We start from the raw sequence: 24,165 nt of genomic DNA, 5'->3' as shown, positions 1-24,165 counted from the left end.
CCCGCCGGGCCGGAGAAGCAGGTCGGATACGGTGGCAGGCGTGACCGAGACGGGTACGGGTGGTGCCGCGGTGCGCGTGACCTGGCACGGGCACAGCACCGTGTGGATCGAGGATTCCGGCACCCGGCTGCTGACCGATCCGCTGCTGCGGGACCGGCTCGCCCACCTACGACGTCGCCGCGGGCCTACGCCGCAGCTGCCGGGAGCGCCCGACGCCGTGCTGGTGTCACACCTGCACGCCGACCACCTGGACTTCGCGTCGCTGCGCCGGCTGCCCGGCGATCCCACCCTGGTGGTGCCGGCCGGGGCGGCGCGGCTGGTCCGGCGGGCGCTCGGCGCCGCCACCGACCGGTGCGTGGAGCTGGCCGTCGGCGAGACGACCACGATCGGCCAGGTCAGGGTCACCGCCGTGCCGGCGGCCCACGACGCTAGCCGCGGCCCCTGGTCCCGGCACCGCGCGCCCGCCCTGGGCTACCTGCTGCAGGGCGCCGCCCGTACCTGGTACGCCGGCGACACCGGTCTCTTCGACGAGATGGGCAAACTCGGCCCGCTCGACCTGGCGCTCGTTCCCGTCGCCGGGTGGGGGCCGACGCTCGGCCCCGGCCACCTCGACCCGGCCCGCGCCGCCGAGGCGGTACGGCGGGCGGCGGCAGCCTGGGCGGTGCCCATCCACTACGGCACGTTCTGGCCGTTGGGCTGCGACCTGATCCGGCCCGACCGGTTCCTGCCGCCGGGAATGGACTTCGCCCGCCACGCCGGTGTCGTCTCGCCCGGCACCCGGGTGCGGGTGCTGGATCCGGGCGAGTCCTGCACGATCACCCGCTCATGACGGCGACGCTCGGCGCACTGGGCTGGCTGATCCTGGTGGTGCTGTTCGGCTCGGTCGTTCCGGTGGTGCCGACCGGCGCGGCGGTCAGCGGCGCGGCCGCGCTCGCCGCCCACCAGCACCCGCTGACCGTGGTCCTCGTGGTGGCCGCCGGCGCAGTCGGCGCGTACATCGGTGATCTGGCCACCTACCTGGTGCTGCTCTGGGGCGGTGAACGCATCGCCCGGCGCCTGCGGTGGCTGCGGGAGCCGCAGCGGTTCGACCGGATTTCCGCCCGGGTGCGTGAGGGGCGCGTATCGCTGCTGCTGGTGTCCCGGCTGATACCCGGCGGTCGGGTGCCGGTGCTGCTCGCGGGAGCGGTCGCCGGGCTGACCTGGCGGCGCTTCGCGGTCGCCAACGCCCCGGCGAGCCTGAGCTGGTCGGTGCTCTACGCGGCGATCGGTGTCGTCGGCCGGGCCATCTTCCCCGAGCCGTGGCAGAGCGTGGTCGCGGCGATCCTGCTCGTCGTCCTGGTCACCCAGGGCCTCAGCTGGCTGAGCCGGCGCCGGACGGCGCCGGAGCCTCCGCCGGCGCGGCCATGACCGGCACGCCCGACCGCTCGGGCACGACCGGCAGGTCGGCGTCCGCCGGGCGCCCCGGGTGCCCGGACGACGCGCCGTCGGCGGGGCGGCGCAGGCCCAGTCGCCCCAACCACGCGAGCAACTGCCGGTGTACGGCGTCCGGTCCGACCAGTTCGCCGTCCTGAGTCCAGCCGGCGGGGTGCACGAGCAGCGCCTCGGTCTGCCAGCCACCCAGCCCACCGTGGCAGCCCACCAGTTCCTCGAAGGCCGCCACCTCCTCCAGGCTCGGGTCGACCGCGCTGATCACCACCAGGTCGCCGACGTGCTCCATCGTCTGGTGACGCAGCAGGTCCCGCCGGGCCCGCGGGCCGTACGGCAGCAGCGGGTCGTCGCCCTCGACGTGTCCGTCGCGCAGCCGGTGCCAGCCGCGTGGCCCGACCGCCAGCGGCCCGGTGGCGGAGTCGACGACGACCATCCCGATGCCGGGGTGCGCGGCCAGACCGTCGATCAGCCCCGGGGCGACGACGTCGATGCGTTCACGTGTCAGCTTGCCCGGGTGGTGGGCGAGGTAGATCATGGCGAGGTTGCCGGAGGCCACCACGACGGTCTGCGGGTCCGTACGCATCGCCGCCTCCTCCTGGTCGGCCGGTCCGAGGCTCACCTCCCCGCCGGGTCCGGACCGCATCGCGGCTCGGGTGGCCGCGGCCGTGACGCCGCCCCGCCCCGCCACCTCGGTGAGCAGCGTGTTGACCCGCCCCCACTGCTCGACCCGTCCGGCCGCCTCGGCGCTCGTGCCGGCGGGTGCCGGTCGGCCGTCTGCGCCGGGCCCGGTCGCCGGCGGAGTTGCGAGCCGGGCCACCACCTGGGCGAGGGACTCGCCGTACCGCTGGCGGAAGGTGGCGCCCTGGCTCTGGCCGTGATCGCTGAGCACCACGATGTGGTAGCGCCGGGCGGCCTCGCCGGCCAGCCGCTCCAGGATGCCGAGCGTGTGATCGAGCGCCTCGAGCGCCGCCATCGCCTCCGGCCGGGCCGGGCCGGCGTGGTGGGCCACCTCGTCGTAGTCGACGAAGTCAGAAAAGATCACGGGGGCGCCACGGGCCATCTGCTCGGCGATGAGTGAGACGTTCAGGTCGTTGAGCAGGCTGGCCAGCGGGCGAAGCGCCAGGTACGACCCGCGCCGGTCACCTCGGGGCTGCACACCGCGCACCCGCTGCCGTCGCGCCTCGTGCAGCTCGCGCAGCACCTGCCCCGCGCCGAGTACGACAGCCCGGGCGAAACCGTACGGGCTGGTCATGAACGCCGCGTAGCCAGGGGTGGAGCGGCCGGGCAGGCCGGCGCGGCTGACGGTGAGCAGGCTGGTCGAGGCGTCGCCGGAGAAGGCGGTGCTGATGCTCACACCGCCGTCGCGCAGCAGTCCGCTGCCGGTGCTGAGCCGCCGCTCGATGTCGGCGGCGTCCCGGGGCCGGCTGGTCACCACGAGGCGGCCGGGGGAGGCGTCACCCGTGGCCTTCTCGTACCACCGGTAGGCCGGCACGTGACGTACGTCCCCGTGCAGCAGGCCCGCCTGGGCCGCCGGGGTGGTGGCCGGCAGCCCGGTGTGCCAGCGCGTCATCCGGTGGCTGCGCGAGCGCAACCAGCGGCCGAGCGTCGGTAGGTTGCCGGCCCGTACGGCCCACTGCACCAGCGGTGCGGCCACGCCGTCGAGCTGGATGATGAGCAGCCCTTCCGAGAGCTTCCCGCCCGCGGGCGGAGCGGCGGAACGGGACCGCCGCCAGGGTCGGGCGGGTCGCCGTCGGCCCGCCGTCCGCCGCACCCGGGTCATCAGCCGCAGCATCTCGCTGACGAACGTGTCGTCCGTGCCGGCGTCGGCGAGCCAGTTGACGATCGCGGCGAGCGCCACGGCGACCCACGCGGCGATGAACGCCACGGCGAAACCGGCGACGTGCGCCTCGGGGTCGAGGCGCAGCGCCACGTACATGACGAGGGCCTGCACGCCCACGCCGATGGCGAGCGCGCCGAGCCCGCCGAGCGCGGTGGCCAGGGCGAGCAGCAACGGGCGCAGCACCGCCCCGACGGCCGTGACCAGCGCCACCAGCCACAGCATCGCGACCAGCCCGCTCGCGGTGACCCCGGGCAGTAGCCAGAGTGTGGTGCTGAGCACCAGGAACGAGGTCGCCATGCTGCGCACCAGCGCGCGTATCCGTGCGCCGGTTGGCCGGTAGCCGCGCAGCACCCGCAGGGCCATGCGGACGGGTTCGGGCAGCCGGTGGCGCTTACCGGCATCCACCTGCGAATCCATCCTCGCCACGATGCCACATCCGAGCTATCAAGATCCTCCCCGTGCGGAGTGGGTCACACCGGTACGAGGCTCCGCCCGGTCCGGCACGATCCCCCACACCCGCCGTCCGTCGGCGGGACCGGAATGTTCAACGCTCGAGGTGGCCGTCGACCATCCCGAGCAGGGTGGCGGCTGCGGCGCTCACCCGCCGCCCGGTGGCCGTCGCCGCGTGCAGCGCCCACTCCAGCGACTGGTCGGTGACCGGCAACGCCGTCACCTCGGGCCCCGGCGGCACGTTCCGCACCGGCAGGATCGCCACCCCGAGCCCGTGCCGGACGAAGTCGGCGGCGACGGTGACGTCGGCCACCTCCATGGCGATGTGCCGGTCCAACCCGGCGGCGCTGAACGCCTGGTCGTTGGTGGTCCGGTTGGCGTAGCCGAGCGGATAGTCGATGAACGTCTCCTCGGCCACGTCGGCGAGCACCACGCTGTCCCGCTCGGTCAGGCGGTGTCCGGCCGGCACCACGAGCACCTGGGGCACCGGCACCAGCATCCGTGTCTCGAGGTTCGGGAAGGGCCGGCGGCCCACCCCGAGGAACGCCACGTCGATCTCACCGTCGACCAGCGAGCGGGCCAGGCCGGCCGAGCCGTTCCAGGTCGCGGCCCGAAGGTGCAGCGCGACCCGGGGGTGGCGGGTGTGGAACTCGCCGAGCAGACCCGCGAAGTCGATCCTGCCGACGCCGGTCAGGCAGCCCACCACCACCGTCCCGCGTAGTTCCTGGCCGACCTCGTGCACCGCGTCCCGGGCGGCCTGCGCCGCGTCGAGGGTGGCCCGCGCCTGTGGTAGCAGCGCCTCGCCCGCTTCGGTCAGGTCCACCCGCTGGGCGCTGCGTTCGAACAGGGGCGAGCCGAGTTCCCGCTCGAGCGAGGAGATCGCGGCGGAGACCGCCGACTGCACGACGTGCAGCCGGTTGGCCGCCCGGGTGAAGCTGCGCTCCGTGGCGACCGCGACGAAGTACTCCAGGTGTCTGAGTTCCACGCCGCCCAGGATCACACAGGTCGGCGGCCGGTCCGGCAGGCGGAGCTGGCCGCTCTCACCGTCGCCGGCCGGCGCCGACGAAACACGCCCGGCCGGGCTCCCGTGCGGCGCCGCCCGGGCCGTGCGTGAGGCCCGCGATGAACTTGACCTTGACGTACGGGTCAATGTTTACGGTCGCCGCCATGACGAGTTCGCAGTTCGACGGCAAGGCAGTGATCGTGACCGGTGGAGGTACCGGCATCGGGCGGGCGACGGTCCGCGCGTTCGCCGCCCAGGGTGCCGGGGTGCTCGTCGTGGGTCGCACGGCGTCGCGGCTGGCCGAGACGGCGCAGGGGCTGCCGGATGTCCGCCCACTCGTCGCCGATGTCGCCGCCCCGGGCGCCGCCGAGATGATCGTCGGTGCGGCCCTGGACCACTTCGGCCGTGTCGACGTACTCGTGAACAACGCCGCCGTCGTCCGACGGACGCCGCAGGACGACACGAGCGGTCGGCAGGCCGCCGGGCAGATGGTCGCCACGAACCTGCTCGCGCCGATGTTCCTCGCCCAGGCGGCGCTGCCGCAGCTGGCCACGCACGCAGGTGTGGTGATCAACGTGAGCACCGCCATCGGACAGCGCGGGTGGCCGATGCCGGACGGCGGGCTGTACGTGGCGTTGAAGGCCGCGTTGGACACGCTCACCCGGACGTGGGCCGTCCAGTTCGCGCCGCACGGAGTCCGCGTCGCGGCGGTCGCACCCGGGCCCATCGCCACGCCGATCGCCCAACACCAGGGTCTGGAACCCGGGCAGGCAGCGGCGCTGCGTGACGCCCTGATCGCCCACGTGCCGCTCGGTCGGATCGGCCAGCCGGACGAGGTCGCCTTCTGGATGACCCAGCTGGCCCGGCCCGAAGCCGCGTACGCCACCGGCGTGGTCATCCCCGTCGACGGCGGAGCGGTCGTCGCCTGACCGCCCGGGTAGCCTCACGCCGTGCGGATCGGCGAGCTGGCCCGGGCCACCGGTGTGTCCACCAGGACCCTGCGGTTCTACGAGGATTTGGAGCTGCTGGAGTCCCGGCGCGCGTCCAACGGCTACCGCGAATACGATCCGGCGGCGGTGGTGCGGGTGCGGAACATCCGTCACCTGCTCTCCACCGGGCTGACCCTGGACGACGTCGCCCACTTCCGCCGTTGCCTCGACGGCGACCTGCGTGCCGCCGCGCCCGCTCCGGCCATCGTCGCGCTCGCCCGGCGGAGGCTCGCCCTGCTCGACGAGCGGATTCGTGCGCTCAGCGCGGCCCGGGACAACCTCGCACGTGGTCTGCGGGACGCTGTCGGCGGCGACACCACGTCGTGTTGATGACGAACGGTTCCCGCCGGGCTTGACTCTCGAGCTGGTCGAGTCCGCATGATCCCGTCGTTGACCGAGATGAGGGAGTGGGCGATGGAGCTCGACAGTCCGGTGCTCCGGATGTGCCAGGACGGCATGCGCGCCGAGGCCGAGGGACGGCCGGCCGCGGCCCGTACGCTCTTCCGTCGGGCGTGGGACGCGAGCCGCGACGACTACGAGGCTTGCGTGGCGGCGCACTACCTGGCGCGCCAGCAGAGCGACCCCGAGGAGATCCTGCGCTGGAACCGGGAGGCGCTCGCGCGCGCGGACAAGGTCGGTGACGATCGCGTGGCGGCCTTCTACCCGTCGCTGCACGTAGGCGTGGGGCTCGCGTACGAGCGGCTCGGCGATCCCGACCGGGCGCGTGTCGCGTTCGACCGGGCCCGCGAGCACATGCCCGCGCTGCCACCGGGCGACTACGGCGACCTGCTGCGCGCCGCCGTCACCGAGGGTCTGGCCCGCCTGCCCGGACCGCAGGGGTGAGGCCGGGTCGCGCCCCCGCTGACCTGCGGCCGGGTCGCTGCCGTCACGGCGGGCGCGGCGCACCGGGCGGGCCACCGGCTGGATCGCCGGCCGAATGCCGCGCACCGCACCGGGCAGGGGAGGCGTAGGTGCGGGCGGCGCGTGGCGGGGTGGCGGGGCGTCCCGCGACGCCCCGCCACGTACGCCTCAGTTGGGGTTGTCGCCGTGGGTCAGGGTCTCCCAGGCGACGAAGAGGTTGTTGGTGCCGGCGGGACGTTGCTGCAACGTGAGGGTTCGCGTGTTGGTCATCGCGTTGCCCAGCCGGTTGGCCATGGCGTTGTAGCCGACCTCGGTGATCGGACCGAGACCGCGGACGAGGCTTCCGTCGCAGAGCCAGGACGGCGGCGCTTCGCCGAGCTGGTATCGGGAGTGGAAGCCGAGAGCGTGCCGTATCCGCTCACCGACCTGCGGGTAGAGGTCTTGACCCTGGATCCGCGAGGTCTCCGCGACGTGCGAGATCGCCGAGATGCCGTACCCGGTGTGGGTGAAGTCGCGGCAGGTCTCCTGGGCGAGCCCGGCCACGAAGGTGGACTGGTCGTGCCAGTAGCCGATGATCTCGCCAGGGGTGTCCAGGCCGCTGCCGGGCACCGTGTACGGCAGGGGGCCGTCACTGGGCAGGTAGACGAAGGCGCGGGTCCGGTTGAGGAACCGGGTCACCGCCGCGTTGTAGGCTGCCCGGTCCTCAAGGAAGACGGAGATGCCGACGGCGGCCTCCATCATGGTCAGCTCCCAGTTCCCGTTGCTGTTGGAGCCGTTGCGCACCACCGGCAGGTAGACGTTGCGCAGCATGCTCGAGAACCGGTCGACGTTGGGCCAGCTGCTGTACGTGTATCTGATGATCTCCGCGGCGCGGGGCCAGACCGATCCCGCCCATCCGGTTTGCAGCGGGGCGTTGCTGCCGGTGTGCGAGGTGATCGTCGCCGACCAGGCGTCCATGATCTGGATGGCCTTCTGGGCGTACCGGCTGTCGCCGGTGATGTGCCAGGCGAGCGCGTCGGTGTACGCGGCGATCGCGTCCTCGCGCTCGTCGGTGCAGCCGTTGTTGGGGTTGGAGTAGGAGCCGCACTCGACCACCGGGCGCGGTGCCGGGTTGCGTGACAGCGAGGCGTAGCGGCTGCTCGTCATCTGGTTGAACGCCGACGCCCAGGGCTGCGCGCCGGCCTGCACCCGGCCGCGGATGAAATCGAGTTGCCCGCGGCTGACCAGCACACCGGGGTGGGTGAAGTCACCGGACGGCGGTGGTGTGGTGCCGCCGCCGGGCAGCGCCCAGCTCTGGTTCGGGGCACCGGTGCAGGTCCAGATCTGCAACGGGGTGCCGTCGGCGGAACTGGGACCGGTCGCGTCCAGGCACTTGCCCGAGTTGGGGTTGACCAGCTGGGTACCGCTGGCCGCCCACTGCTGCGCCCCGGTGCCGTTGCAGTCGTAGAGCTGCACCTCGGCGCCGTTGGTGCTGCCGGCGCCGGCGACGTCGAGGCACTTGCCGAGCGCTCGGATGGTGCCGTCGTCCGCGACGGTCCACTGTTGGGCGGCGGTGCCGTTGCAGGTCCAGAGCTGCACCTTGGTGCCGTTGGCGGAGCTGGCCCCGGCCACGTCGACGCACTTGCCGCCGTACCCGGCGATGGCGCCGACGGTGGCCGCGTACGCGGTGGGGGCGCCGACGATCGTGCTCGCGGGTACGGCGAGGGTGACCGCGGCGAGCGCGGCGGCCAGCCGGGTGCGGTGCCGGCGGGGTGGATGTTCGGGTGATCGTCGCGCCATGTCATGATCCTTCCCACCGCGATGCGGTACATCCGGGACAAAACCGCCGCTGACCGGCGCGCGCTGGAAACCGAATGGTGGTGAGGGGGCTGTCGGGCCTGATCGGTGGCAGGCGCTCGGCCGGGACGGCGGGTCAAACTGTTAATTGTGTTAATCATTACATGTAAACTCATCGCTATCAATGTCGGCATGCTGGGTACCCGGCATCGAACAGCGTGCGGGTCGGCGGTACCGCCGCGGGCATCCGTCCGCGAGCCCGCCGGTTCGCGAGACGGGAGTGCGGAAGTGGCCGAGCCGACGCGGAGCAGGGACGCGCTGAACTCATCGCAGGCGGAGCACGGCCTCGACCGCGAGGTGTGCGCGCGGTGGCGACTGACGCCCGGGCCGGCGCTCGGGCACCGCGGGAAGGGGACGTGGGCGGTCACCCGCGATGGCAGGCCGTTCGTGGTCAAACACCTCCGACCGCAGCGCTTTCCCGACTGGCGTTACACGCTGCGGGTGGCGGCGGCGTTGCGTGCCCAGGGGTGGCCGACCCCGGAGCTCGCCGAGGAGCCGGTGACCGTGGACGGCGGCGCGTGGGTGCTCTTCCATCGCCTCCCCGGCCGATCGCCGAACCCGGCCGACGCGGACAGGCCCGCCGAGGAACGCGCCCGGGGAAGGCTGCTCGCCGAACTCCACGCGTCCGCCGCGGCCACCGGAATCGTCGACCAGCGGCGTGGGTTCACCGGCCCGGCGGAGCTGGTGCGCGATCCGGTGCTGGGCCACTGGCTGCGCATGCACGAGGCCGCGCGCCCGGAGGAAGGGCGAGCGCTGCGGGCGTACCGTGACGCGGCGCTGCGGTGGTTCGCCGACAATCCCGTCGTGAACGCTCCGCGCAGCGTCGTCCACGGCGACTTCGTTCCCTGGAACCTGTTGTTCGACGACGGCCGGCTGACCGGCGTCGTCGACTTCGAGGGAACCCACCACACGTACCAGGTGGCCGACTTCGCGTTGTCCTGGCGTGGCTACCACGACGACGTCCTGCGGGGCTACGACGAGGTGCGCCCCCTGTCGGACGGCGAATGGGCGTTGGTGCAGCCGGCGTTCTGGGCGTGGCTGTTCATCGGGATCAAGGATCTGCTCGCGAGCCACTACGGCGGAGTCCGGCGTTCCGGCCCGCCGCCGACCCTCGACTGGCAGGTCCGTCACCTCCGGAGGCACTCACCTCTGCTCGCGGCGAAGGTGGGCGCGTACCCGCTGGCCTTCGAGCGGTGACGCATGTCGGGCGCCTGACGGTCTGCCTGAAAAAGGCAACGTCACCCGCCGCTGACCCGTGGTCGCCGGTGGTCGGTCAACCGGAGGCCGACGCCGCGTACCGCGTCGATGGTGACGCCGGTGCCGAGCTCGCCGAGCTTGCGGCGCAGCCGCTTGACCAGTGACTGCACGTCCGCCCGGCGCTCCAGGCCCTCGTCGCGCCAGACCGCCCGGTGCAGCTCGGCGTAGCTCCACACCCGCACCGGCTCGGCCTTGAGACAGGTCAGCAAATCGTGTTCAAGCCGCGTCAGCGCGACCTCTCGGTCGCCGTAGCGCACGGTGGACCGGGCCGAGTCGATCAGCAGCGTGTCGTCGACCGGATCGGGCGGGGCGGGTGGCGCCGGCGTCGCGCCGGGAAGTTGGCGCGGGACCGCGATCAACCGACGCAGTTCGTCGACATCGGCCACCAGCAGCAGTGGTGCGACGCCGTCGAGGCGCTCCGCGAGCCGCAAGCGCTCGGCAGGCGACGGCGCCACCGCGATGACCAGGGGATACAGCTCCTCGGCCGGATCAGGACCGTCCGGCACCGCAATCTCGTCGACCTCGCCCACCGTACCCATCCCGAGGATGACGGACAGTTTCTGCCCGCATTGATCTTGGCCGTGACAATTATCGGCAGGCGTCAAACCCGTTGCCTACAAGCTCTTAGTGACAACTTGCTCACCGCATGTGCTTGATCGTCCATTCATCTCGATCATAGTGTCCAACCGGGCAACCGGCGTGACCCGCGCGGTGCATGGGGGGGCTTGGAGGGGATCGTCCGAACCGGTATCCAGACGGGGACGATCGTCCTGCACCTTCACCATGGCCCATTCAACCCCCTGGGTCGTCCTGAAGGAGGCAACACCGAATGTTCAGACGTCCACATTGGACACGCGTCGCCAGATCCCTGGTGAGCGCGGGCGCGGCGACGGTTCTCGTCGCCACCGCGCTCGCCGCCACGGGATCGGGCGCCCAGGCCGCGTCGGGCGGCTTCGGCGCCGGCGCACCCTCTCCGGCGGACAAGATCCGTCCGGAACTCACGAAGCAACTCGAGGGCAAGGCCGAGAGCGACTTCTGGATCCGCTTCAAGACCCGGGCGGACCTGAGCCAGGCCAGCAAGAGCAAGGACTGGAACAAGCGGGGCGCCGACGTGGTGGCCGCCCTCAAGAAGACCGCCGAGGAGAGTCAGGCCAAGGTCAAGGCCGAGCTCAACGGCACGGGCGCGAAGTACCAGAGCTTCTGGGCGACCAACGCGATCCGGGTCAGTGGCGGCTCGCTGGGGCTGGCGCAGAAGATGGCCGCGCACTCCGAGGTCGAGGCGCTCTACGCCCCGGTCGCGTACCAGATCCCCAAGTCCAGCAAGGGGGACGCCGAGAAGGCGGTGAACGCCCTCGAGTGGGGCATCGCCAACATCAACGCCGACGACGTGTGGTCCCAGTACGGCGTCACCGGTGAGGGCATCACGATCGCCAACATCGACACCGGCGTCCAGTTCGACCACCCGGCGCTGGTGGGCTCCTACCGGGGCAACAACGGCGACGGCACGTTCGACCACAACTACAACTGGTTCAACGCCGCCGGCACCTGTGCGGCAGCCCCCTGCGACGGCGACAGCCACGGCACCCACACCATGGGTACGATGGCCGGCTCCGACGGCGGGGCGAACCAGATCGGCGTGGCCCCCGGCGTCAAGTGGATCGCGGCGAACGGCTGCTGCCCCAGCGACGCCGCGCTGATCAACTCCGGCCAGTGGATGCTCGAGCCGACCGACCTCAACGGTCAGAACGGCGACGTCACCAAGCGGCCGAACATCATCAACAACTCGTGGGGTACCGTCCTGCCGTCGAACGACCCGTTCATGGAGGACGTGACCCTGGCCTGGACGGCGTCGGGCATCTTCGGCGTCTTCTCCAACGGCAACAGCGGCCCCGGCTGCCAGAGCAGCGGCTCGCCAGGCAGCCTGGAGAGCAACTACTCGGCCGGCGCCTACGACATCAACAACAACATCGCCGGCTTCTCGGCGCGTGGTCCGGGGCAGAACGGCGGGATCAAGCCGAACATCTCGGCGCCCGGCGTGAACGTCCGGTCCAGCGTGCCGGGTAACGGGTACGCGAGCTTCAGCGGCACCTCGATGGCGGCCCCGCACCTCGCGGGCGCGATCGCGCTGCTCTGGTCGGCGGCACCCGGGATGGTCGGCGATATCGACGCGACCCGTGAGCTGCTGGACAACAGCGCTGCCGACACCAACGACGCGCAGTGCGGTGGCACCGCCGATGACAACAACGTGTGGGGTGAGGGCCGTCTCGACGCGCTCGCCCTGCTCAGCTCCGCACCGATCGGCGACACCGGCACCGTGACCGGCACCGTCACCGACGCGGGCACCGGCGCTCCGCTGGCCGGTGCCGCCGTGGCCCTGACCGGCCCGGCCGACCGGCAGCTCACCACCGGGGCGGACGGGAAGTTCTCGTCCCTGCTTCCGGTCGGTGACTACCAGGTCGCGGTCACCGCGTTCGGTTACGCGCAGAAGACGGCGACGGCGACGATCACGCCGAACGGGACCACGACGCTCAACCTCGCGCTCGACGCGGTGCCGAGCGTCAACATCAGCGGTACCGTCACCGACGGTTCCGGCCACGGCTGGCCGCTCTACGCCAAGGTCACGGTCGTGGGCCCGTCGGGCCTGTCCGACTACACCACGCCCAGCAACGGCCGCTACAGCCTCAAGGTTCCGGCCGGGGCGACCTACAGCCTGCAGGTCGAGTCGGTGTACCCGGGCTACGAGACGGTGACGAAGGAGGTCGTCGTCGCCTCGGGCAACGTCGTCACCAACGTCGCCGTGCCTGCGAAGGCGGACGCGTGCGAGACGGCGCCCGGCTACGAGTACGGCTCCGACGGTGTGTTCCAGACCTTCAACAGTGGGAACACGCCGAACGGCTGGGAGGTCGTGGACCACCTGGGCAACGGCGAGGTCTGGAAGTTCACCGACGACTCCAACCGGGGCAACCTGACCGGTGGCAACGGCGGCTTCGCCAACGTCGACAGCGACCGCTACGGCAGCAGTGGGCAGCAGGACACCTCGCTGGTCAGCCCGGTCGTCGACCTGAGCGACGTCACCGCGCCGGTGATCCGGTTCAACCAGGACTTCAACTGGCTCGGGCCGGAGAGCGCCGACGTCGACCTCAGCCTCGACGGTGGCGAGACCTGGGCGAACGTGCTCAGCCAGAAGAACGACGTCGCCGGCCCGCGCGTGACCGAGGTGGCGATCCCGCAGGCCGCGGGTCAGTCGCAGGTCCGCGTGCGATTCCACTACTACGACGCCGCGTGGGAGTGGTGGTGGCAGGTCGACAACGTGCTCATCGGCAGCGAGGTCACCTGCGAGCCGACCGACGGCGCCATGGTGTTCGGCCACGTCCGTGACAAGAACACCGGCGGGTACGTCAACGGTGCGACGGTCACCAGCGTCGACAAGCCGGCGGAGAAGGTCACCACGGTGGCGACTCCGGACGACACCGGTCTCGAGGACGGCTTCTACTGGATGTTCTCCTCGCTGACCGGCACGCACAAGTTCACCGCGACGGCCGGCAACTACGTCAGCCAGAGCAAGAACGTCGACATCCAGGCCGACTGGGCGACCGGCACGAACTTCCAGCTCAAGGCCGGCCAGCTGTCCGTCACCCCGGGCACGCTGAGCGGCAACGCCAGGATTCCCGGCGGCAAGGCCAGCAAGACGTTCACCGTGACCAACACCGGCGGCGCGCCGGTCGACGTCGCGTTCGGTGAGCGCGACGCCGGCTTCGAGCTCGAGCGTGCCGACGGTTCCCGGGTGAGCCGCCAGCAGATCCTCGGTGCCGAGGGTGCGCCCGAGCAGCGGCTGAAGGTGGCGACCTCGTTCGCCGCCACGGCCTCCGGCAAGTCGTCGACGGCGGCCACCGCGGCCGGCCCCCAGGCCGACCCGTGGACGAACCTGCCCGCCTACCCCTCGGTCGTCATGGACAACCGGGTGGTGAACCTCGACGGCAAGGTGTACTCGATCGCCGGTGGTGACGGGCTCGCGTCCAGCACGAAGAACTACGTGTACGACCCGATCGCCCAGACCTGGTCGCCGATCGCCGATCTTCCTGAGGCACGCAACGCCCTGACGGTGGGTGTCCTCGACGGCAAGATCATCGCGACCGGTGGCTGGGCGGCTGCCGGCCCGTCCGGCACCACCTGGGCGTACGACCCGGGCGCCGACAGCTGGAGCCAGCTCGCCGACAACCCGGCGCCGCGCGCCGCGGCCGGACAGGCGATCGCCGACGGCAAGCTCTACGCCATCGGCGGCTGCACGAGCTCGGCCTGCACGCCGATGTCGAGCACCGTGGTCCGCTACGACCCGGCCGGCGACAGCTGGGAGACCCTGCCCGAGTACCCGAAGTCGGTGGCGTTCGCCTCCTGCGGCGGGATCGACGGCATGATCTACTGCACCGGCGGTAACGACGGTGCCTCCGCGCACAAGGCCAGCTACGTCTTCGACCCGGGTGCCAACGCGTGGAGCCCGATCGCCGACGCGCCGGTCGACCAGTGGGCCTCGTCGTTCGCTGTCGCCAACGGCAAGCTGCTGGTCGTCGGTGGTGTGCAGGCCGGTGCCGTCACCAACGCCGGCTTCGCCTTCGACCCCGGCACCGGGTCGTGGGAGAACCTGCCGAACGCCAACGCCCCGCGCTACCGCGGTGGTGCGGCGTGTGGCTTCTACAAGGTCGGTGGCTCCTCGGGTGGCTTCACCCCCACCCAGGAGAGCGAGGTGCTGCCCGGCTTCGAGGAGTGCGCCGTCGGCGGCGCCGACGTTAGCTGGCTGACGGTCGACAAGTCCGAGGTCACGCTGGCGCCGGGTGACAAGGTCACGGTCACCGTCGCAATGACGGCGAACGTCGACCAGCCGGGCACCTACACCGGTCAGGTCACCATCAAGGAGAACACCCCGTACACGGTGGATCCGGTGACCGTGTCGATGAACGCGCAGGCTCCGAAGACCTGGGGCAAGCTGATGGGTACGGTCACCGGGAACAGCTGCCAGGGCGGCGCCGCGCCGCTGAACGGCGTGACTGTCCAGGTCGACTCGTGGGCGAGCTCGCTCACCCTCTCCACGAACGCCGAGGGTAAGTACGCCTACTGGCTCGACAAGCGGAACAACCCGCTGACCATGATCGTCGCCAAGGACGGCTGGAAGCCCCAGACCCGTTCGACGAAGATCAACACCAGCACGCCAACGGTGGAGGACTTCGCGTTGTCGCCCACCAAGTGCTGATGCTTGACCGCTGACGCACGACGTCCGGCCCGCCTGGTCCCACCAGGCGGGCCGGACCCCTTCCTGGACCCGCCGTAGGGCGTCCTGTGGGTCCGACCCGGGGGCGAAGGCGCAACCCCCTGTGGTGGTGCGGCCTGAGGGTCGCTGAGGGCTCAACTTCCGGCCGAGGCGGCGCGAGGTCCGACCGGCCCCCGACGGCGCGGTTCGACCTGTTCTGGGTGGTGGGATTCGATGTGCGCAGGGCTGGGGGAGCGCCGGCCGGAGGATCGGCTGCCGCACCTCCGGCCGCGGGCGCGACCACGTCATCCGGCCGCCGGGACGCCTGTGCGGTCAGGCCGAGGCGAGCCGGAAACCCACTCCGCGGACGGAGTCGATGGTCGCCGAGGCGTCCAGTGTGGCGAGCTTCCGTCGTATCCTGCGCACCACCGAGTGCATGTCGGAGCCGCGCCCGAGGTGCTTGTTGCCCCAGACCTTGAGGTGCAGCCGCTCGTAGGTCCAGACCCGGCCGGGCGCGCCCATCAGACAAAGCAGAAGGTCGTGCTCCAGGCGCGTCAACTCGATCTCGCGGTCCAGCCAGCGCACCACCCGCCGGTCCGAGTCGACCGTCAGTGCCGGTGCCGGTGCCGGGGGTGGGGGTGGTGCGCTGGCGCCGGGCCCGACGTCGACCGTCATGGCCTGCGCCGGACGGAGCTCCGCCTCGGTGGCCGGTGTCTCGGCCCCGCCGAGAAATTCCCTCGCCTGGTCGACGCTCGAGACGATCAGGAACGCCTCCGTGCCGCCGAGTAGTTGCGCGAGCTGCCGGCGCGCTGCCGGCGCGGAAGCGATGCCGATGACCATGGATGCGACCGGGATCCCCCGCATTCCCCACCTCTTCCGGTTCCCCACTGATACCGGGATGGTTCCTGGATGACGCAGATCAATCTGCGGAGTGACCCTAGTCGGGCTTTATCTCGGTTCGGTTAAGAATATTTGCACGTAGGCACTCATAAATTGAGTCTCATGGCTCCCGATCTCGGCATTGTCATGTTCATGACAAGGTGACCGAGTTTTGACAGGAACCCTTTTTCCTTTATAGCCTGGTTGTGCCCGGTCTGGGGGCGTCGGTTACGGCTACCAGCGAGTACGTTGGCTCGCTGCCGTCGCGAACCCGCACTCGAGCGGCGATTTTCCGGGATCGGGTGCATTCACATTCTGCCCCACGTTGCTGAGTGATTGACTCGGTGTCCGAGTTAATAATCGGCTGGACTCCGACGAAGACCGGTGCCCGTCGTGGCACCGGGATCGTCGCCCCGGGGTCTCGTTGTATACATTTCTGTCGCCGGTGGATACGGCGGAGGATTGCCCGGGCAATAGTTACCGGAGTGGTCGTTCGGGGTGGCCGTCGGCGCGCCGGTAATGTGCCCTCGGCGCGTACGCGGGGCGACGATCCCGCCGTCCGACCGCCCCCGCTGCGCCGGGTGGACGGGGACGGATGGCCGGGTTCACCGTGTTGTGCGGAACCTCGTCCACGCGCCTGCCGCGTCGACCCGGGCGACCGCCCCGCCCCCGGCCGGTGAGCGAACCGGCCGGCTGCGCGGTGAACGCCACGGCGGTCGGGTTCAGCTGCGGGCGGGCGACCAGCCTTCGGCGAGCAGCCGCGCCGAGTCGGCGCCCTCGCCGTGGAACAGCAGCCCGTTCCCGTCCGCCGCGACGATCCGGTCGACGTAAACTCCTCGGCCCTGGCTCGAGACGTCCGTGCTGCTGCTCCACCGCAGGTGGGTGGCGTGTTCGGGTAGCTCGGCCAGGACCTGCCACCACACTCGGCCACCGTAGCCGGTGACCGTGCCGTCGCTGCTCCACCGCTGCCCGCGTCGGCTCAGCACCAGCGGGGTGGGCGCCCAGGTGACGCCGCCGTCGACCGAGGCCTCGACGCTCGCACTGTCGAAACGCGGCTCGGTGTCGTACCAGAACAGGAAGCCGACCGTGCCGCCGTGCGCCGGCCGACGCAGCGGCGCGGTCAGCGTGACGGTCGCCGAGTCGCGTGGATCCGCCCGCCACGCCTCGCGCGAGCTGGGCCGCACCGGCATCGCCTCGGCGAGGTCGCGCGCCACGGCACGGCGGGCCACGTTGTTGCTGCCCCAGCCGCGGTCGGGGTGTACCCGGTTGCTGAGCAGGATCACGAACGAGTGGGACAGCGGGTCCACCACCAGGGACGTGCCGGTGAAGCCGGTGTGCCCGAACGTGACGGGGGAGGACAGGCCCATCATGTACCAGTGCTTGTCGAGCTCGAAACCGAGCCCGCGGTCGCTCTCCGGGTACGACGTCTCGAGTGGTGCGTTGTAGTTGACCAGCATGGCGCGAACCGTCTCCGGACGCAGGATCCGCCGGTTGCGGTACTCGCCGCCGTTGAGCAGCGACTGGCACAGCACCGCCAGGTCCGCCGCGGTCGAGAAGACGCCCGCGTGCCCGGCCACCCCACCGAGCGACCAGGCGTTCTCGTCGTGCACCTCGCCCCAGACCATGCCTCGTCCGGCGTACGGCTGGTACTCGGTGGCGGCGATCCGGGAGCGCAGCTGCGGTGCCGGGTTGTAGCCGGTGTCCGTCATGCCCAGGGGTGCGGTGACACCGTCGTGGACCAGGTCGGCCAGGGATCGTCCGGTGACCCGTTGCACCAGCACGCCCAGCGCGATCAGCCCGAGGTCGGAGTAGACGTACCGGCTGCCGGGTGTCGCCCCGGCGGCCAACGGCGTGGCGAGAGCGGCGGCCAACCGTTCGGCAGGTGTCGGGTAGCTGCTCCACAGCGGCGCGAACGCGGGCAGGCCGGAGGTGTGGGTGAGCAGCATCCGGACGGTCACCTCGGCCTTGCCGCCCGCCGCGAACTCAGGGACGTAGCGGGCGATCGGCGCGTCCAGTGACACCCGCCCCCGCTCGACCTGCTGCATGACCACGATCGTGGTGAACAGCTTCGACACCGACGCCAGGTCGAAGATCGTGTCCGGGCGCATCGGGATCTGCTGCTCGGCGGGGAGCTCTACCCCGGCCAGGTCCGACGGCGCGCCCACCGCGCTGTACCGCACCGCCGTGCCCACCGCCGTGTGCTGCACGATGACGCCGTCCTTGGCGGCCAGCGCCACGGCGCCGGCGTACGCGGGGTGCCCGGGATGATCCGGCGTCGGCTCCAGGAACGCCGCAAGGTCGGCGGGGATGCGTCCCACCGGTTCCGGCGACAGACCGACCTCGCGCGCGGCGCCGTGTCGAAGCGTGTCGTGCCGGAACCGGATGTCGGCGGGCGTCACGGTGGGCGGCTGGGTTCCGGGCGATGGGGCGAGCGCGGACGTACCGCCGGACCCGGGTGCGGAGGCGGACTCCTCGTGCGCCGTCCCGTCGCCGGTGCCCGCGGGAGCGGCGCGGCCGGGGACCGGTGCGGCGGTGCTGCCCACGGCGGCGACCAGGACGGAAGCGATGGCGAGACGGGCCTTCATCGACGACGACCTCCCAGTCCGGATGGCCGGAACTTAGCTACACGTCGATGAATCGTCAAGAAGGATTGCTACCTGTCGGAAACCCGGCCCCGCAGCCACGCACGGAACTGCTCGCCGTGCTCGTCGAGCCCGGGCGGCGGCAGCTCGTACCGTGCCGGGGTCTCCGACAGGGTGATGGGGTGGCGGATGCCGGGCACGCCGCCGACGGTGACCACCGGGTCCAGCCCCAGTTCCTCGGCGAGCGAAACGCCGCCGTCGACGGTGTTGATGGGTGCACACGGCACGCCGGCGGCCAGCAACTCCCGGAACCACTCGTTCTTCGTATGCCGGGCGAGCCGTTGGACGAGCAGCGACCGCAACTGTTCCCGGTTGGCGGTGCGGTCCTGGTTGCGTTCGAAGCGCGGGTCGTTGGGCAGGTCCGGCAGGTCGAGCACCTGGCAGAGCCTGCGGAACTGGCCGTCGTTGCCGGCGATGACGACCAGTTCACCGTCGGCGGTGGGCAGCGGCTCGTACGGGCAGAGGCTGGGGTGCGCGTTTCCCATCCGGTACGGGACGGTGCCGCCGGCGACGTAGCCGCTGGTGTAGTTGACCAGCCCGGACAGCGCGGAGCTGAGAAGATTCACCTCGACGTGCTGGCCGCGGCCGGACAGTTCGCGGTGGTGCAGGGCGGCAAGGATGCCGACGCACGCGTGCAACCCGGCCATCACGTCGAAGACGGCGACGCCGGCGCGGTAGGGCGGGCCGTCCGGTTCGCCGGTGAGGCTCATGAGACCGGAGATCGCCTGGACCATCAGGTCGTAGCCGGGGTGGTTCGCGCCGGCGCCGGTGCCGAAGCCGCTGATGCTCGCGTAGACGACCTTCTCGTTGGTGGTGGCGACGGTGTCGTAGTCCAGGCGGAACCGGGCCAGGCCCCCGGGGCGGAAGTTCTCGATCACCACGTCGGCGCGGCGGACCAGTTCCTGGGCGGCCGCGAGGTCGTCCGGGTCCTTCAGGTCGAGCACGACCGAGCGCTTGTTGCGGTTGATGCCGAGGTAGTACGTCGAGACGTCGTCGCGGGTCGGGGGCATCCAGGTACGTGTGTCGTCACCGTCCGGGCCCTCCACCTTGACGACCTGCGCGCCCAGATCGGCCAGCAGCATCGTCGCGTACGGGCCGGCGAGGATCCGGGAGAAGTCCGCGACGAGAAGGCCGGCCAGCGGGCCCGAGGATTGCTGCACCATGTCTCCGCCCGTCCTGCGGACCGGTGTCCGCGAAGTCAGCTTGCTCCACCTGCGCCGCTCCGGTGTCACCCGGAACGCGGGCGGCGGACACCAGTCCGAAGCCGCCCACGGCAATGATCGATGACGATGGCACCCGTCCGGCGGCGGCCCCTCGCGGTTCGTCCCCGGTGCCACTAGAGTCGACCGCAGCAATTCCCGTGGATCGATCCCCGGCCACCCGCCACGGCGAGGAGCATGTCATGCAGCTGCCCGAAGGCGTCGAGGTCGTCGGCCCCCGGCACGACCGCCACGACGAGATCCTCACTCCACCGGCGCTCGCCTTCCTGGCCGAGTTGCACCGCGCCTTCGACACCCGCCGCCGCAAGCTGCTCGCCGCGCGTGCCGAACGTGTCGCCGCCCTCGCCGCCGGCGGAGCGCTGGACTTCCTGCCGGAGACGAAGCACGTCCGCGACGGCGACTGGCAGGTCGCCCCGCCCGCGCCCGGCCTCGTCGACCGGCGGGTGGAGATCACCGGACCGACCGACGCGAAGATGACCATCAACGCCCTGAGCTCCGGGGCGCGGGTGTGGCTCGCCGACCTGGAGGACGCGAACACGCCGCTGTGGGAGAACGTGATCGGCGGCCAGCTCAACCTGCGCGACGCGATCGAGAACACGCTCACCCACACCGCCCCGGACGGCCGGCGCTACACCCTGCGCGACCAGGAGCTGGCCACCATCGTGGTCCGGCCGCGCGGCTGGCACCTCACCGAGAAGCACATCCTGGTCGACGGCGAACCCATCTCGGCCAGTCTCGTCGACTTCGGCCTCTATTTCTTCCACTGCGCGAGGCGTCAACTCGACCGTGGCAGCGGCCCCTACTTCTACCTGCCCAAGATGGAGAGCCACCTGGAGGCGCGGCTCTGGAACGACGTGTTCCTGCTGGCCCAGGAACGGCTCGGCATTCCACGCGGCACCATCCGCGCCACCGTGCTGATCGAGACCTACCCGGCGGCGTTCGAGATGGACGAGATCCTCTACGAGCTGCGCGAGCACTCCGCCGGACTCAACGCCGGCCGCTGGGACTTCATGTTCAGCGTCATCAAGACGTTCCGTACCCGGGGCCGGGCTTTCCTGCTGCCCGACCGCAACGCGGTGACCATGACGGCGCCGTTCATGCGCGCGTACACCGAACTGCTGGTACGGACCTGCCACCGGCGCGGCGCGCACGCCATCGGCGGCATGGCCGCGTTCATCCCGAGCCGCCGGGACCCGCAGGTCAACGAGACGGCACTGGCGAAGGTGCGCGAGGACAAGACCCGCGAGGCGGGCGACGGGTTCGACGGCTCCTGGGTGGCCCACCCCGACCTCGTGCCGATCTGCCGAGAGGTCTTCGACGGAGTCCTCGGCGACCGGCCGCACCAGCTCCACCGCACCCGCGAGGACGTCCGCGTCACCGCCGCTCAACTCCTCGACGTGGCCGCTACGCCCGGACGGCAGACCGAGGCGGGGCTGCGCAACGCGATAAGCGTCGGCGTCCAGTACCTCGCGAGCTGGCTGCGCGGCACCGGCGCGGTGGCCATCTTCAACCTGATGGAGGACGCGGCCACCGCCGAGATCTCCCGCTCCCAGGTCTGGCAGTGGCTGCACAACGGCGTCACCCTCGACGACACCGGCGAGAAGGTCGACCGGGAGCTGATCGAACGGCTGGCCGACGAGGAACTGGCGAGACTGCCCAGTGACCAGGCCGACTGGACGGCGGCCCGGGACCTGTTCATGGAGGTCGCCGTGGCCGACGACTTCGTGGACTTCCTCACCCTGCCCGCGTACGAGCGGATGCCCTGAGACCTGCGCCCGCGACGGAAGGTCGGCGATGACCATGACGGACATCAGCACCCTCGCCGCGGCACTGCGAGCCGTGCTCGGCGACGCCCAGGTGATCAGCGACCGGCAGGAGCTGCGCACCTACGAGTGCGACGGGCTCGCCCAGTACCGGGTGATCCCCGCCCTCGTGGCGCTGCCCCGCACCGCGGCCGAGTGCGCGGCGACGGTCCGCGCCTGCGTCGACGCCGGCGTGCCGTTCGTGGCCCGCGGCTCGGGCACCGGCCTGTCCGGCGGGGCGCTGCCGCACGCCGAGGGAGTGCTCGTCGTCACCTCCCAGATGCGGGCGATCCGGGCGATCCTGCCGCAGGACGAGCGGGCCGTGGTCGAGCCCGGTGTCATCAACCTCCACGTCAGCCGGGCCGCCGCGCCGTACGGCTACCACTACGCACCCGACCCGTCGAGCCAGCAGGTCTGCTCGATCGGTGGCAACGTGGCCGAGAACTCCGGCGGGGCGCACTGCCTGAAGTACGGCTTCACCACCAACCACGTCACCGGCCTTCAGGTGGTCACTCCCGACGGCGACCTGGTCCGGCTCGGCGGCGCCGCCCCCGACGCGCCCGGGTACGACCTGCTGGGCGCCTTCGTCGGCTCGGAGGGGACGCTGGGCATCACCACCGAGGTCACCGTGCGGCTCACCCGCTCACCGGAGTCGGTGCGTACGCTGCTGGCCGGCTTCGCCGGCACCGACCAGGCCGGCGCGGCCACCTCGGCGATCATCGCGGCCGGTGTGGTGCCGGCGGCGATCGAGATGATGGACGCGCTCGCCATCGAGGCGGCCGAGGCGGCGGTGCGGTGCGGCTACCCGGCCGGCGCGGGCGCCGTGCTGATCGTCGAGCTCGACGGCCCGGCCGCCGAGGTCGACGCGCAGTTCACCGACGTGGAGCGGCTCTGCCGCGAGCACGGCGCCGGTGAGATCAGGGTCGCCGCCGACGACGCCGAGCGGGCGCTGATCTGGAAGGGACGCAAGTCCGCCTTCGCGGCGGTCGGCCGGATCAGCCCGGACTACATCGTCCAGGACGGGGTCATCCCGCGTACGGCGCTGCCCGAGGTGCTGCGCCGCATCGCGGAGATCTCCGCGCAGCGCGGCGTCCGGGTCGCGAACGTCTTCCACGCCGGCGACGGCAACCTGCACCCGCTGGTCCTCTTCGACGACGCCGTGCCGGGCCAGGCCGAGCAGGCCGAGGAGGTGTCCGGTGCGATCCTCGACATCTGCATCGCGCACGGCGGCTCCATCACCGGTGAGCACGGCGTCGGCATGGACAAGGTCAGCTACCTGCCGCGCATGTACAGCGACGACGACCTCGACACGATGCAACTGCTCCGGTGCGCCTTCGACCCGCGCGGCCTCGCCAACCCGGGCAAGGTCTTTCCGACCCCTCGGCTCTGCGGTGAGGTGCCCGGCCGGCGTCGGGGTGCGCACCCGCTACAGGAAGCCGGTCTCGCGGAGGTGTTCTGATGCCCGACGACGTCCTCGCCGATCTCGCAGCGGCGGCCGGCGGTGATGGGGCGCACCCCGCCGGGGCCGGTGACGCGGTGGCCGGCGTCCGGCCCCGGTACGTCGCGGCCCCCGGCACCACCGAGCAGGCCGCCGCGCTGCTGCGCGTGGCCGCCGCCCGGAACCTGGCCGTGGTCGTCGCCGGCGCCGGGACCAAGCAGGACTGGGCCGGTCCGCCGCGGCGGCTGGACCTGCTGCTGCACACCCGCCGGCTCACCGGGGTGGTGGAGCACGCCGCCGGTGACCTGATCGTCGTGGTCCGGGCCGGCACCGCGGTGGCGGATCTCCAGGCGAAGCTGGCCCCCGCCGGTCAGCAACTCGCGCTCGACACGCCGCTGCCGCCCGGCGCGGCGGCCACCGTCGGCGGTGTGGTGGCCACGAACTCCAGCGGACCCCGCCGGTTGCGGTACGGCACGGTCCGCGACCTGCTGATCGGGATCACCGTGGTACGACCGGACGGGGTGGTGGCCCGCGCCGGTGGCAAGGTGGTGAAGAACGTCGCCGGCTACGACCTCGGCAAGCTCTTCACCGGCGCGTACGGCACGCTCGGCCTGGTCACCGAGTGCGCGTTCCGGCTGCACCCGCTCCCGGCCGAGCGGACCTTCCTGACCCGCCGGGCCGCCGACGCCGCCGAGGCCGGCCGCCTCACCGCCGCCGTCCTCGCGTCGCAGCTTTCCCCGAGCGCCCTGGAGGTCGACGCGGCACCCGACGGCGGTACGGAGATCGCCGTGCTGCTGGAGGGCACGGTTCGGGGTGTCCGGGAGCGGGCCGCCGCCGGCCGGGCGCTGCTCGGCGGGGCCACCGCCGCCGACGAACCGCCCCACTGGTGGTCGTCCTACCCGTGGCGGCCCGGGGACGTCGGGCTCAAGCTCACCGCTGTCCTCTCCGGCCTCCCACGGCTGCTCGCGGCCGTCGGCGAGGCGGCACGCCGGCACCGGGTGCCGCTGGCCGTCCGGGGCTCGGCCGGCACCGGCGTGCTCTACGGCGGCCTGCCCGCCGCCACGGCACCCGAGGTGGCGGCGAGGATCGTCACAGAGTTGCGCGCCGAGGCGGGGACGGCCGGTGGGCACGTCGTGGTGCTGACCGCGCCACCCGCCGTCCGGGAGCGGATCGACCTGTGGGGGCCGGTCGACGGGCTCGACCTGATGCGCCGGGTCAAGGCGCAGTTCGATCCGGAGGCTCGCTTCGCGCCCGGCCGGTTCGTGGGAGGCATCTGAG

17 protein-coding genes are annotated in these 24,165 nt (G+C 71.8%); 10 read left to right on the top strand and 7 right to left on the bottom strand.

Annotated elements, in window-relative coordinates; translation table 11 throughout:
* Positions 1 to 40 precede the first annotated feature (40 nt).
* Positions 41 to 829, top strand: coding sequence for an MBL fold metallo-hydrolase (locus ABZS42_RS07660; RefSeq protein WP_355143138.1), 789 nt, complete (start codon positions 41 to 43; stop codon positions 827 to 829).
* Positions 826 to 1,407, top strand: coding sequence for a VTT domain-containing protein (locus ABZS42_RS07655; protein WP_355143137.1), 582 nt, complete (start codon positions 826 to 828; stop codon positions 1,405 to 1,407). Before ABZS42_RS07660 ends, ABZS42_RS07655 begins: the two co-directional genes overlap by 4 nt.
* Here the strand turns inward: ABZS42_RS07655 and ABZS42_RS07650 are convergent.
* Both ABZS42_RS07650 and ABZS42_RS07645 read right to left on the bottom strand, forming a co-directional pair.
* On the bottom strand, positions 1,352 to 3,685 hold the full coding sequence (locus tag ABZS42_RS07650; protein ID WP_355143136.1) for an alkaline phosphatase family protein: 2,334 nt from the start codon (positions 3,683 to 3,685) through the stop codon (positions 1,352 to 1,354). The genes ABZS42_RS07655 and ABZS42_RS07650 overlap by 56 nt on opposite strands.
* A gap of 127 nt (positions 3,686 to 3,812) precedes the next feature.
* Positions 3,813 to 4,703 (bottom strand): LysR family transcriptional regulator, encoded by an 891-nt coding sequence (locus tag ABZS42_RS07645; protein WP_355143135.1) that lies wholly within the window; start codon positions 4,701 to 4,703, stop codon positions 3,813 to 3,815.
* Between the two features lie 182 nt (positions 4,704 to 4,885).
* On the opposite strand from ABZS42_RS07645, the gene ABZS42_RS07640 reads away from it, so the two are divergent.
* The 3 genes from ABZS42_RS07640 (at position 4,886) to ABZS42_RS07630 (ending at position 6,553) form a co-directional block, all read left to right on the top strand.
* Positions 4,886 to 5,650, top strand: a complete 765-nt coding sequence (locus ABZS42_RS07640; protein WP_355143134.1) for an SDR family oxidoreductase — start codon at positions 4,886 to 4,888, stop codon at positions 5,648 to 5,650.
* A 21-nt stretch (positions 5,651 to 5,671) separates the two neighbouring features.
* On the top strand, positions 5,672 to 6,040 hold the full coding sequence (locus ABZS42_RS07635; protein ID WP_355143133.1) for a MerR family transcriptional regulator: 369 nt from the start codon (positions 5,672 to 5,674) through the stop codon (positions 6,038 to 6,040).
* 84 nt (positions 6,041 to 6,124) lie between these two features.
* Positions 6,125 to 6,553: a hypothetical protein gene (locus ABZS42_RS07630; RefSeq protein ID WP_355143132.1), complete on the top strand. Its 429-nt coding sequence runs from the start codon at positions 6,125 to 6,127 to the stop codon at positions 6,551 to 6,553.
* A gap of 186 nt (positions 6,554 to 6,739) precedes the next feature.
* On the opposite strand, the gene ABZS42_RS07625 is transcribed toward ABZS42_RS07630, so the two are convergent.
* Positions 6,740 to 8,350, bottom strand: a complete 1,611-nt coding sequence (locus ABZS42_RS07625; protein ID WP_355143131.1) for a ricin-type beta-trefoil lectin domain protein — start codon at positions 8,348 to 8,350, stop codon at positions 6,740 to 6,742.
* A gap of 285 nt (positions 8,351 to 8,635) precedes the next feature.
* Between ABZS42_RS07625 and ABZS42_RS07620 the strand changes: the two genes are divergently transcribed.
* The gene (locus tag ABZS42_RS07620) at positions 8,636 to 9,604 is read left to right on the top strand and encodes a phosphotransferase (RefSeq protein ID WP_355143130.1); all 969 of its coding nucleotides are present in this window, start codon (positions 8,636 to 8,638) and stop codon (positions 9,602 to 9,604) included.
* 41 nt (positions 9,605 to 9,645) lie between these two features.
* Here the strand turns inward: ABZS42_RS07620 and ABZS42_RS07615 are convergent, their stop codons facing one another.
* Entirely contained in the window at positions 9,646 to 10,203 is a 558-nt protein-coding gene (locus tag ABZS42_RS07615) for a winged helix-turn-helix domain-containing protein (RefSeq protein ID WP_355143129.1), read from the bottom strand.
* A gap of 290 nt (positions 10,204 to 10,493) precedes the next feature.
* Here ABZS42_RS07615 and ABZS42_RS07610 point away from each other — a divergent pair, with 290 nt between their 5' ends.
* Entirely contained in the window at positions 10,494 to 14,909 is a 4,416-nt protein-coding gene (locus ABZS42_RS07610) for a S8 family serine peptidase (RefSeq protein ID WP_355143128.1), read from the top strand.
* 330 nt (positions 14,910 to 15,239) lie between these two features.
* Here ABZS42_RS07610 and ABZS42_RS07605 read toward each other — a convergent pair whose 3' ends face one another.
* The 3 genes from ABZS42_RS07605 to ABZS42_RS07595 all read right to left on the bottom strand — a co-directional run bounded on the left by ABZS42_RS07605 (position 15,240) and on the right by ABZS42_RS07595 (position 19,590).
* A complete protein-coding gene (locus ABZS42_RS07605) occupies positions 15,240 to 15,770 on the bottom strand; it encodes a winged helix-turn-helix domain-containing protein (protein ID WP_355143127.1) in 531 nt (176 codons plus the stop codon).
* A 737-nt stretch (positions 15,771 to 16,507) separates the two neighbouring features.
* Entirely contained in the window at positions 16,508 to 18,370 is a 1,863-nt protein-coding gene (locus tag ABZS42_RS07600; RefSeq protein ID WP_355143126.1) for a serine hydrolase domain-containing protein, read from the bottom strand.
* A 68-nt stretch (positions 18,371 to 18,438) separates the two neighbouring features.
* Positions 18,439 to 19,590, bottom strand: a complete 1,152-nt coding sequence (locus ABZS42_RS07595) for a CoA transferase (RefSeq protein WP_355143125.1) — start codon at positions 19,588 to 19,590, stop codon at positions 18,439 to 18,441.
* 239 nt (positions 19,591 to 19,829) lie between these two features.
* Between ABZS42_RS07595 and aceB the strand changes: the two genes are divergently transcribed.
* From aceB to ABZS42_RS07580, 3 genes are read left to right on the top strand one after another with little or no spacing between them, the layout of a single operon-like run.
* The gene (aceB, locus tag ABZS42_RS07590) at positions 19,830 to 21,413 is read left to right on the top strand and encodes a malate synthase A (RefSeq protein WP_355143124.1); all 1,584 of its coding nucleotides are present in this window, start codon (positions 19,830 to 19,832) and stop codon (positions 21,411 to 21,413) included.
* A gap of 28 nt (positions 21,414 to 21,441) precedes the next feature.
* A complete protein-coding gene (locus ABZS42_RS07585; protein WP_355143123.1) occupies positions 21,442 to 22,908 on the top strand; it encodes an FAD-linked oxidase C-terminal domain-containing protein in 1,467 nt (488 codons plus the stop codon).
* Entirely contained in the window at positions 22,908 to 24,164 is a 1,257-nt protein-coding gene (locus tag ABZS42_RS07580) for an FAD-binding oxidoreductase (RefSeq protein ID WP_355143122.1), read from the top strand. Before ABZS42_RS07585 ends, ABZS42_RS07580 begins: the two co-directional genes overlap by 1 nt.
* Position 24,165 lies beyond the last annotated feature (1 nt).

The sequence above is a fragment of the Micromonospora sp. NPDC005367 genome (assembly GCF_040606825.1).
GTDB lineage: Bacteria > Actinomycetota > Actinomycetes > Mycobacteriales > Micromonosporaceae > Micromonospora.
The sequence above is the reverse complement of the archived record's forward strand: the minus strand, read 5'-3'. Positions and strand labels throughout refer to the sequence as shown.

What these genes read in the sequence shown, in the direction of transcription:
- ABZS42_RS07655 (WP_355143137.1), top strand. Translation starts at nt 826, where the DNA reads ATGACGGCGACGCTCGGCGCACTGGGCTGGCTGATCCTGGTGGTGCTG.
- ABZS42_RS07610 (WP_355143128.1), top strand. Translation starts at nt 10,494, where the DNA reads ATGTTCAGACGTCCACATTGGACACGCGTCGCCAGATCCCTGGTGAGC.
- ABZS42_RS07585 (WP_355143123.1), top strand. Translation starts at nt 21,442, where the DNA reads ATGACCATGACGGACATCAGCACCCTCGCCGCGGCACTGCGAGCCGTG.
- ABZS42_RS07630 (WP_355143132.1), top strand. Translation starts at nt 6,125, where the DNA reads ATGGAGCTCGACAGTCCGGTGCTCCGGATGTGCCAGGACGGCATGCGC.
- ABZS42_RS07640 (WP_355143134.1), top strand. Translation starts at nt 4,886, where the DNA reads ATGACGAGTTCGCAGTTCGACGGCAAGGCAGTGATCGTGACCGGTGGA.
- ABZS42_RS07605 (WP_355143127.1), bottom strand. Translation starts at nt 15,770, where the DNA reads ATGCGGGGGATCCCGGTCGCATCCATGGTCATCGGCATCGCTTCCGCG.
- ABZS42_RS07625 (WP_355143131.1), bottom strand. Translation starts at nt 8,350, where the DNA reads ATGGCGCGACGATCACCCGAACATCCACCCCGCCGGCACCGCACCCGG.
- ABZS42_RS07580 (WP_355143122.1), top strand. Translation starts at nt 22,908, where the DNA reads ATGCCCGACGACGTCCTCGCCGATCTCGCAGCGGCGGCCGGCGGTGAT.
- ABZS42_RS07595 (WP_355143125.1), bottom strand. Translation starts at nt 19,590, where the DNA reads ATGGTGCAGCAATCCTCGGGCCCGCTGGCCGGCCTTCTCGTCGCGGAC.
- aceB (WP_355143124.1), top strand. Translation starts at nt 19,830, where the DNA reads ATGCAGCTGCCCGAAGGCGTCGAGGTCGTCGGCCCCCGGCACGACCGC.
- ABZS42_RS07600 (WP_355143126.1), bottom strand. Translation starts at nt 18,370, where the DNA reads ATGAAGGCCCGTCTCGCCATCGCTTCCGTCCTGGTCGCCGCCGTGGGC.
- ABZS42_RS07615 (WP_355143129.1), bottom strand. Translation starts at nt 10,203, where the DNA reads ATGGGTACGGTGGGCGAGGTCGACGAGATTGCGGTGCCGGACGGTCCT.
- ABZS42_RS07650 (WP_355143136.1), bottom strand. Translation starts at nt 3,685, where the DNA reads ATGGATTCGCAGGTGGATGCCGGTAAGCGCCACCGGCTGCCCGAACCC.